The sequence below is a fragment of the uncultured Campylobacter sp. genome, from assembly GCF_938030815.1.
GTDB lineage: Bacteria > Campylobacterota > Campylobacteria > Campylobacterales > Campylobacteraceae > Campylobacter_B.
In genome coordinates this window covers 1-8,193 of record NZ_CALHII010000248.1, presented here as the reverse complement: position 1 = coordinate 8,193, position 8,193 = coordinate 1, and the positions used below count along the sequence as shown (strand labels likewise).

The 8,193-nt window shown below is 50.5% G+C and carries 8 protein-coding genes; 3 read left to right on the top strand and 5 right to left on the bottom strand.

The features are described 5' to 3' along the window. The 3 genes from Q0277_RS09320 to Q0277_RS09310 all read left to right on the top strand — a co-directional run. A partial coding sequence (locus Q0277_RS09320; protein ID WP_297997489.1) for a class I SAM-dependent methyltransferase occupies positions 1 to 602 on the top strand: 602 nt, incomplete at its 5' end. A 228-nt stretch (positions 603 to 830) separates the two neighbouring features. Then, positions 831 to 2,243: a sodium:alanine symporter family protein gene (locus Q0277_RS09315; RefSeq protein ID WP_297997487.1), complete on the top strand. Its 1,413-nt coding sequence runs from the start codon at positions 831 to 833 to the stop codon at positions 2,241 to 2,243. 146 nt (positions 2,244 to 2,389) lie between these two features. After that, positions 2,390 to 3,076 carry an MOSC domain-containing protein gene (locus Q0277_RS09310; RefSeq protein WP_297997485.1) on the top strand — a complete coding sequence of 229 codons (687 nt, stop codon included), beginning with the start codon at positions 2,390 to 2,392 and terminating at the stop codon, positions 3,074 to 3,076. Between the two features lie 754 nt (positions 3,077 to 3,830). Here the strand turns inward: Q0277_RS09310 and Q0277_RS09305 are convergent. From Q0277_RS09305 to Q0277_RS09285, 5 genes are all read right to left on the bottom strand, one after another. Next, a complete protein-coding gene (locus Q0277_RS09305; RefSeq protein ID WP_297997483.1) occupies positions 3,831 to 4,847 on the bottom strand; it encodes a hypothetical protein in 1,017 nt (338 codons plus the stop codon). A 33-nt stretch (positions 4,848 to 4,880) separates the two neighbouring features. Further along, the gene (locus Q0277_RS09300; RefSeq protein WP_297997482.1) at positions 4,881 to 5,609 is read right to left on the bottom strand and encodes a hypothetical protein; all 729 of its coding nucleotides are present in this window, start codon (positions 5,607 to 5,609) and stop codon (positions 4,881 to 4,883) included. A 217-nt stretch (positions 5,610 to 5,826) separates the two neighbouring features. After that, positions 5,827 to 6,204, bottom strand: a complete 378-nt coding sequence (locus tag Q0277_RS09295) for a RidA family protein (protein ID WP_297997480.1) — start codon at positions 6,202 to 6,204, stop codon at positions 5,827 to 5,829. Positions 6,205 to 6,752: 548 nt separating this feature from the next. Then, positions 6,753 to 7,073, bottom strand: a complete 321-nt coding sequence (locus Q0277_RS09290) for a hypothetical protein (RefSeq protein WP_297997479.1) — start codon at positions 7,071 to 7,073, stop codon at positions 6,753 to 6,755. Positions 7,074 to 7,360: 287 nt separating this feature from the next. Continuing rightward, a complete protein-coding gene (locus Q0277_RS09285) occupies positions 7,361 to 8,122 on the bottom strand; it encodes a TSUP family transporter (protein WP_297997477.1) in 762 nt (253 codons plus the stop codon). Between the last annotated feature and the right edge of the window lie 71 nt (positions 8,123 to 8,193).

The window sequence follows — 8,193 nt, the reverse complement described above, 5'->3', positions numbered from 1 at the left end:
GGCAACGCCTTCGGCGACCCGGCCGCCGACGCGACGACGCGCTTGACGCCCGCCCGCTTAGATTGCAAAAAAACCTACCGAGCGCCATATTTTACGATCTCGATCTACCCGACGTCATCTCCGTACGCGACGAGCTGTTACCCAAAGCAAAGAATAACTTCAGTCTGCCCTACTCGATGCTGGATCCCTCGTGGATGGACGAGCTAGCCGCAAAACACGGCAGCGCGGGCTATATATTCATCTTAGAGGGCGTGAGTATGTATTTTGAAAAGGAGGAATTTAAAAAATTTTTTATCGCGCTTTCGCAAAAATTTAGCGGCTACGTGCTGAGCGACTTTATGAGCGAGTTTTCGGTTAGGAAATTCGACTCCAAGCGCCACGACGCGATGCGGCACATGCAAAACGCACCCTTTAAAATGGGCATCGGCGGCGGCGTAGAGGTGCAGAGCTGGGAGCCTGCGCGTATCCGCTTCATAAAAGAAGCTGCAATGCTGAAAATGTATAAAAGCCACTGGAGCCTCAAAGGGCGCCTATTTAGCCTGATTCCCGCCTTTTGTAACGCTTGCAAGATGTTCGTTTTCAAAATCGGCGGTGATGAATAGGCTTAAAAATTTCAGTTGATTGCTTTGCAAATTTCGACAGCTAAGGCGGGAATTCTAAGCTGCTTATCTGGCAAGCTGGCATGCAGAGCAAACGGCATATACTGCTTTGCTTAATGCTTGAGTAAAATTATAAAAACGCTTTAAAATTTCGCTTAAATTTACCTCGATTTATAGGAATTTAAGAGTTTTTAAAATATATTTTCGCATCTTAAATTCACGGAAAAGATCATGCAAAATTTTCTCGACAAACTCACCGCCACAATTGACGCAATCAACTCCTTTTTGTGGGGTCCGTACTTTCTAATCGCCCTACTTTGCGGCACCGGCGCGTATTTTACGGCGCGCTTGCACTTGGTGCAGATTTTTAAATTTAGAATGGGTGCGCACAAGCTTTTCGGCAACTTCTCCCTGCACGGCGAGGCTGCGGGCAAAAGCGGTATGAGCTCGTTCCAAGCCGTCGCCACGGCGATCGCGGCGCAAGTAGGCACCGGCAACCTGGTAGGCGCCAGCACCGCGTTAGTGATGGGCGGGCCGGGCGCGATATTTTGGATGTGGTGCGCGGCGTTTTTGGGCATGGCGACGAATTTCGCAGAGATCTGCCTGGCTCAAATTTACCGCACCAAGGACGACAGCGGACATATGATCGGAGGGCCCGCGTTTTACATCAGCCGCGGACTCAAAAGTCCATTTGCCAAGCCTTTAGCGGCGTTTTTTGCGCTAGCCATCATCTTTGCTCTGGGCTTCATGGGTAATATGGTGCAGGCAAACTCCATTTCAGACGGCTTTAGCAGTGCATTTGGAATCCCGAAATGGGTGAGCGGCGCAGCCTTAGCACTCATCTGCTGCGTCATCTTTTTCGGCGGCGTCAAAGCGATCGCACGCGTAGCCGAAAAGGTCGTGCCACTAATGGCGATCTGCTACGTTCTCGTCGGTCTCGTCATCATCGGCTCAAATTTCGATAAAATTCCATCCGTCATCGCGCTGATATTCAAAGCCGCGTTTGATCCATCCGCTGCCTGGGGCGGCGCTACGGGCGCTACGATCGCCACTGCGATGAGATACGGCATCGCGCGCGGACTCTTTTCAAACGAAGCGGGCATGGGCTCGACGCCGCACGCACACGCCGCGGCGAACGTCAAACACCCCGTAGATCAAGCCGTGCTCGGTATAATGGGCGTTTTCGTCGATACATTCATCGTGCTTAACATCACCGTTTTCGTGGTGCTTAGCACCGACGTAGTCACCTTCGAAAACGGCAAAGCGGTATTTTCGGGCATCTCGCTGGTGCAGGAAGCCTTCGGGTCGCAAATTTTAGGTCGCAGCGGCGGCTACGGCTTCGTGGCGATCTGTCTGTTTTTCTTCGCATTTACCACGATTTTGGGCTGGTATTACTTCGCCGAGATCAATGTGCGATACCTCCTGGGCGCAAAATTCGTCAAGCTCTTGCAAATTTTGGTCGTCGCATTCGTATTCATAGGGAGCGTGCAAAAGATCGACCTAGTCTGGGGGCTAGCCGATATGTTCAATGGACTGATGGTGATCCCCAACTTAATCGCGATCATCCTGCTTAGCCCCGTCGTCGTGCGGCTTTTGAGCGACTTTAACGACGGCAAAAGCTACGACGCAAACGACTACAAATAACGCCGCGCGTTAAATTTCAAGCTCGCACTTGAAATTTAGCGCAAAATCACCGCAAAATTTAGAATTTTAAAATTCTTTTCGAGCTAAAATCCTAGCCTAAATTTTATGATTTAAGGAGAACACATGCAAATTTTAAGGAGCGAAAAATGCCCGTTTTAAAGGCATTACTGACCGGGCAGCCGCGCTCTTACGGCGACGAGCGCGCTACACAGCCTCTAAAAAAGCGCTGGCAGACAGCGATATTCAAGCAAGCTAGAGCGGGTGAAGTGCGCGCGAATGAGCTTGGATTCGAGGGTGACGCGGTAGCCGACACGCTACATCACGGCGGCACGGAAAAGGCGATTTTTGCCAACTCGCTGCAAAATTACGCCGCGTGGGAGAGGTTTTTGGGGCTTAAAAATCTAGCCTACGGCGCAATGGGCGAAAACCTCACGATCAGCGGATTACACGAGCAAAACGTCTGCATCGGCGATGTGCACCGCATAGGCTCGCTGGTACTGCAAGTAAGCCAGCCGCGCAAGCCCTGCTACAAGCTCTCGATGCGCTGGGGCAACGCAGAGATGACGGCGGAAATCGCGCGCAGCGGACTTACCGGCTGGTACTACCGCGTGCTAGAGGCTGGCTCGTGCCGCGCGGGCGACGAGATCTACGTCGTAGAGCGCGACCCCGCTATAATGAGCGTGATGGAGCTCAACCGTCTATTTTACGGCGAGCGTATCGATGAAGGGCTGTTAGCAAAATTTAACCGACTTACGACGCTTACTCCAAAATGGCGCGAGGACATGCGCCGCAAGCTAGAAGGCAGCTACGACGACGGCTTTATGCGGCTATGAAATTTAGCCTCGAAGCGGCGTTTTAAAACAGCAAAGTAGCGCCGCTCCTTGTTAGTTTTAATACACACTCTTGGTGCGGATTTCAAAATACTTTCTTGCGAGCCAGCCTGCAAAATACTTTTTTGCTTGAGTATTTAAAACATCTTCTAGGCTTTCGGTATCAGCGCGCAAAACTACTTCTTAAGTGCAAGCATAAATTTAGGCTAAATTCCAAAAACGAAATTTTAATTTAATCCACGCCTCACGCACGCAAACGATCTATTCTCGCACTCTGTTTTGCAATACGATACAGGCTACAAACGGAATTAAAAACGCAAAAAACCGCGCCTAGAATTTAATCTATATGAAGTCTAAATTTAATCGCACATTCAAAGCCGCGCGCGCCGCTCTTTGTAAATTTTAAAATTTAAAAGCGGTAAATTTAACTCTCTTGCTACGCAGCGAATTTTTCATAAAAGCCGAAAAGCAAATTATTTACTCGCGCGACACACTCATCTCGCACATTCAGCGACGCAGCTCTTATACTGCAAACGAGCTCCCAAGCTTTTAACGCGCGCCAAATTAGACATGTCAGATGCTTTGCCAAGCGCCTTTCAAAGCTCATTTATAGCGCTCGCCATAAGTAGAATTTTGCGTAGAATTTTGCGCGGCGCGGTAATAATTACGACCTTTAAAAAACGCGCGCCGCAGCCCAAAAGCCTATTTCAGCTTTTTTAAAACCGCACGCCATAAGGCTCAAAGTCCATTCCTGTGCTCAATCAACTACCGTAACCCCCGTATCCGCGCAGGCTTTTCGCGCCTTTTTAGATATGCCGATGCCGGTCGTTTCGATTTTCTTAAGGTTTTTGAATTGCGCAAGCTCGGCGGCGTCAATGTTTTTGATATCGAAAAGCTCGTCCTCGCCGTCCCAATCAGGCGCGATTTGCAGATAAATTTCGTTTCCGCCGTCAAGATATAGCTCGCTCACCTGCTCCGCCAGATTTACTGGGATTGGGTAATCCTTAAACCACTTTTTGGCTTGCGGCAGCGTGCCGAAGTCCGCATATGGATCGATGCCGCGCTCCTCGCAGTACTCAAACACGTCAAATTTGGGCTGTAGCAGGGATTTTTCATACATCAGCTCGTTCATCACGGCGATTTTGAAATTGAAATTTTTAAACGCTAGCGTCTCGCCAGCCGCGCGCGGAAGCTTAAATTTATCGCTCGGCTTTCGTTTTACCTTTTTTACCTTCTGGTTGATGCAGACGCGTCCTATCGGCATTTTCGCAGCTCGCACGATATCTGTGATCTCATCGGTGTCGCGCTTAGCAAATCGCTCGGCAAAGTCCATCGCGCCTATGCGCTCCTGCACGACCTCGGCTAGAGCTAGCGAGACTTCGAATTTGCCTAGGCTAAGCTCCAAAAATATATATGCGCCGCGCAGCTCCTGCTCCGGCACGGCCTCAAGAGGCGGCCTACCCTCAAGCGTGAACGCGCCGCCGTAGAGCTTGCGCGGAACCTCGTGCTGCACGCCCTTTGCGACCTCAAGCATCAAAATCATCTCGGTAAGCTTAGGCTCTGCGAGCTCGCCTGCGCGCACGAAGGCGAAAATCCCCGCCTCATCCCAAAAATAGCGGCTTTTGCCCTCTCCGTCATCGATCACGCGCGGCTGTCCCAAAGCTTCGTTAAGCTTAGCCAGATCAAACTCACAGTTTACGCCGCCGATAAAAATGCCGTCAGCACGCACGTCGACGTCAAATTTATCATTTTTAAAAATGTCAAACAGTCCCATTTCGCCTCTCCTGATTTTGCGTTAAATTTCGTCTTAAAATTTTTCCAAAAACCCGTAAAAATCGTCCGCGAAAAGCCTATCCTCACCCTCTGCGTAGTCGCGCACATATACGGGGTATTCGCACGGCGCGTCGCCTGCCTGCTCGCTCGTTATCTCTTTCGTCGCTCCGCTTGCTGCATCTCCTGCCGCTTCGCTTGTTGTTGCGCCCGCTGTTTTACACTTCGTTTCATCTGGCGCTTCTGCATTCATATTATTCATATTGCGCGCCGCATCCAGCGATCTTTCCGCGCACGCTTCGTCGTCTGATGCCCTATTTTCCGCACCGTCGGATACCATCGCGACGACCGTATCACGCGCCGTCGCGCCCGCAGCTTCGCCACTCGTGCTCTCAGCCGTCTTGCCGCGCGCCGTATTAGACGAGCCGTCCGCTATGTCGCTTGCGGGCGAAATTTTAAAATAATACTCCTCGTCCTCGAGCTGCAAAAATACGAACTCATCCGCGGCGAATAGCCCGTTTTTGAGATTTATCTCATACGTGTAGCAGATGCCCTCATCGGCACTATCCGCAAACTCGGGCGGTGCGATCGTTTTTAGCTCCGTCCCCGCCGCGCTCACGCTAGCATATCTTAGCAGCATCTGCTTGTAGCTCGCAGGCAGCGCGAAACCGAGCCGCCGCTGCGCCTGCGCAATCCATGTGGGCTCTATATCGCTGCGCCCCGCTGCCGTGATATTTTTAGATTTTTGAATAAGCTCTTCTATCATTTTGATCCCATTTTAAGCGAGGAATTTTAACGCCTTAGCGGCACCAAAACGCGCTGTTTACATAAACCCGCGGGCGTTTGGCGCGGCTTTTAAAATCTAAATTTAAAAACTAACGCAGCTTTAAAACCAAAGCGAGCCGTTTAAAATTTCGAGCGCCCGCGTCTAAATTTTAACTGCAAACGCGAACCGGCAGAGTTTTAGCGATCTAAATTTAGCGCTAAGCCCTAGCCAGCGCTATTACTTCGATCTCCACCAGCGCGCCCTTGGGGAGTTTGGCGACCTGCACCGTGCTACGAGCCGGCTTGTGCTCGCCGAACGCCGCTGCGTATATCTCGTTCACCGCGGCAAAATCGCCCATATCGGCTAGGAAAATCGTCGTTTTGACGGCATCTTGCAGCGTCGCGCCAGCTTCTTTCAGAATTGCGGCGAGATTTTGCAAAACCTGCCTGCTCTGCGCCTCTACGCCGCCCGCGACAAACTCGCCGTCCGGCTTAAGCGCGATCTGCCCCGAGGTAAAGATGAACCCGCCCGCCTTGATCGCCTGGGAGTACGGTCCGATGGCCTGCGCCGCATCGGGAGTCGAGATGATCTGCATAGTAAATCCTTTGTAAAAAATTTCGCCCATTTTATCGCAAAATATTTTAGCATTGCTTTAGGCGGCGGAATTTTGCGAGTGGGCGGCTAAGATTGCGGGCGCGGCGGTGCGATGAAATTTAACGGTTGCAAATTTCATCGGCGATAGCGGAGCGGAACAGCATGCGTGGCGGTGCGGTTAAATTTATCGCGCAAATACAGCGAGCAATATGGCGAGGAGCTAGCGCGGAAAGCGAGCCGTGGTGACGGAACGGCAAAATTTAAAATAGCCGATGGACGCGGAAACAGCGCGTAGAAATGCGGCTAAATTTAACCGCTGCGAGTGGATTTGGTAGCACATACGACAGCGCGATAAAACGATCTACAAAGTAGTATTTTAAAATTTTGTGGGCATAACCATATAAAATTTCATAAGTACAAGCACGATAACAATGCGCGCTCGGCAATACGACGACTCTATCGACGACACCGAATGAATGCATGGCGATACGACGAAATAGATACGGACAGTACGGCTAAATTTAACCGATGCGGATGGACGAAACTTCATCAGCATCGTTGCGGCATCAAATCAAATCCTTGCACCATCAAGATCGCAATGTCGCGACAGCAAAACCGAGCCCGCCCACGGTAGTGATACGGGCGACGGGGCGGTAAAAGCAGCGCTAAAATCGCCACCATCGCAGCAGAAAGAACAGCGCCGTCATAAAAAATCAGTGCGACACCGCGCAACACAATTAAAATCCTCGCAGTAGTAAGCGCGGCAACGAAGTTGTCGATGTAGCGGAGCAAAATTAACGCTACCAAAATAATAAAATCAAGACCTCGCGACAAGCCAGACCTCCGACGCAACGGCAACAGAATCAACATCGCAGCAGCGGGAAATTAGCGTAGTCGCGACAAGATCAGCACAACGCTACGATATAATCGACGCTGCAGTAGTAAATTGGCAGTGTCGCAGTAAATTTGGTGCGACACTGCGGCAAGATGGCACCGCAGCAGTGAAATCAACACTGTCTCGACAGTAAGATCAGCTTTATCGAATAGATCGACCAGGACTCATAAAATTTTACGCGAAATTTTATACGAAATCCTGTATAAAATTCTATGATTTTGGCTTGAGATCAGCTTGCGATCAGTTCTCAACCAGTCTGTAATTAATTTGCAATCAGTCCATAAAGTAGCTTTAAAATCGTGACGGCAACGACAAGCAGAAGCATTTTGCGCACAAATTTCACGTCGCATATCATCACTAGGCTTGAGCCTGCGAAGCTGCCCGCGATCTGTCCGACCGCCATCACCGCTCCGACGAGCCATAAAATCTGCCCGCCGATGATAAAAACGCCCAAAGAGACGATGTTTGAGGTGAAATTTAAAACTTTAGTGTGTGCGACCGCCTTTTTCATATAAAGCCCTAAAATTCCAACCAGCGCAAACGTCCAAAACGAGCCCGTACCAGGGCCAAAAAATCCGTCGTAAAACCCCAAAACAAGCCCGAAAATCGCGTAAAAGCTCTTTTTTGACATCTTGGGTTTGGCGGGCGCTTCGCCTAGGTTCGGCGAAAAAATCATATAAAATAAAAGCGCCAGCAGCAGGATCGGAATGAGGTAGTTTAGGAATTTCGCATCGATTAGGAGCAGGACATAAGCGCCGATGAGTCCGCCTACGAACGTAAAAATCACGCCGCGCAAGATCTCCGCCGCATCGACATAGCCCTTGCGGATGAAATTTAAAGCGGCGGTGAAGCTTCCGAAGCTGCCTTGAAATCTATTTGTGGCGATCGCTACATGCGGCGGAACGCCCACGGCAAGCAGCGCAGGCAGCGATATCAGCCCGCCGCCGCCTGCGATCGAGTCGATAAATCCGCCGAAAAACGCCGCCGCAAAAAGCACCGCGAACTGCCAAAGTTCAAGCTCCATTTTTGTCCTTTTCTCAAATTACGCAGACGGGCACCCGCGAGTGTCTGCTAAAAATTCCGCGCAATTACGAT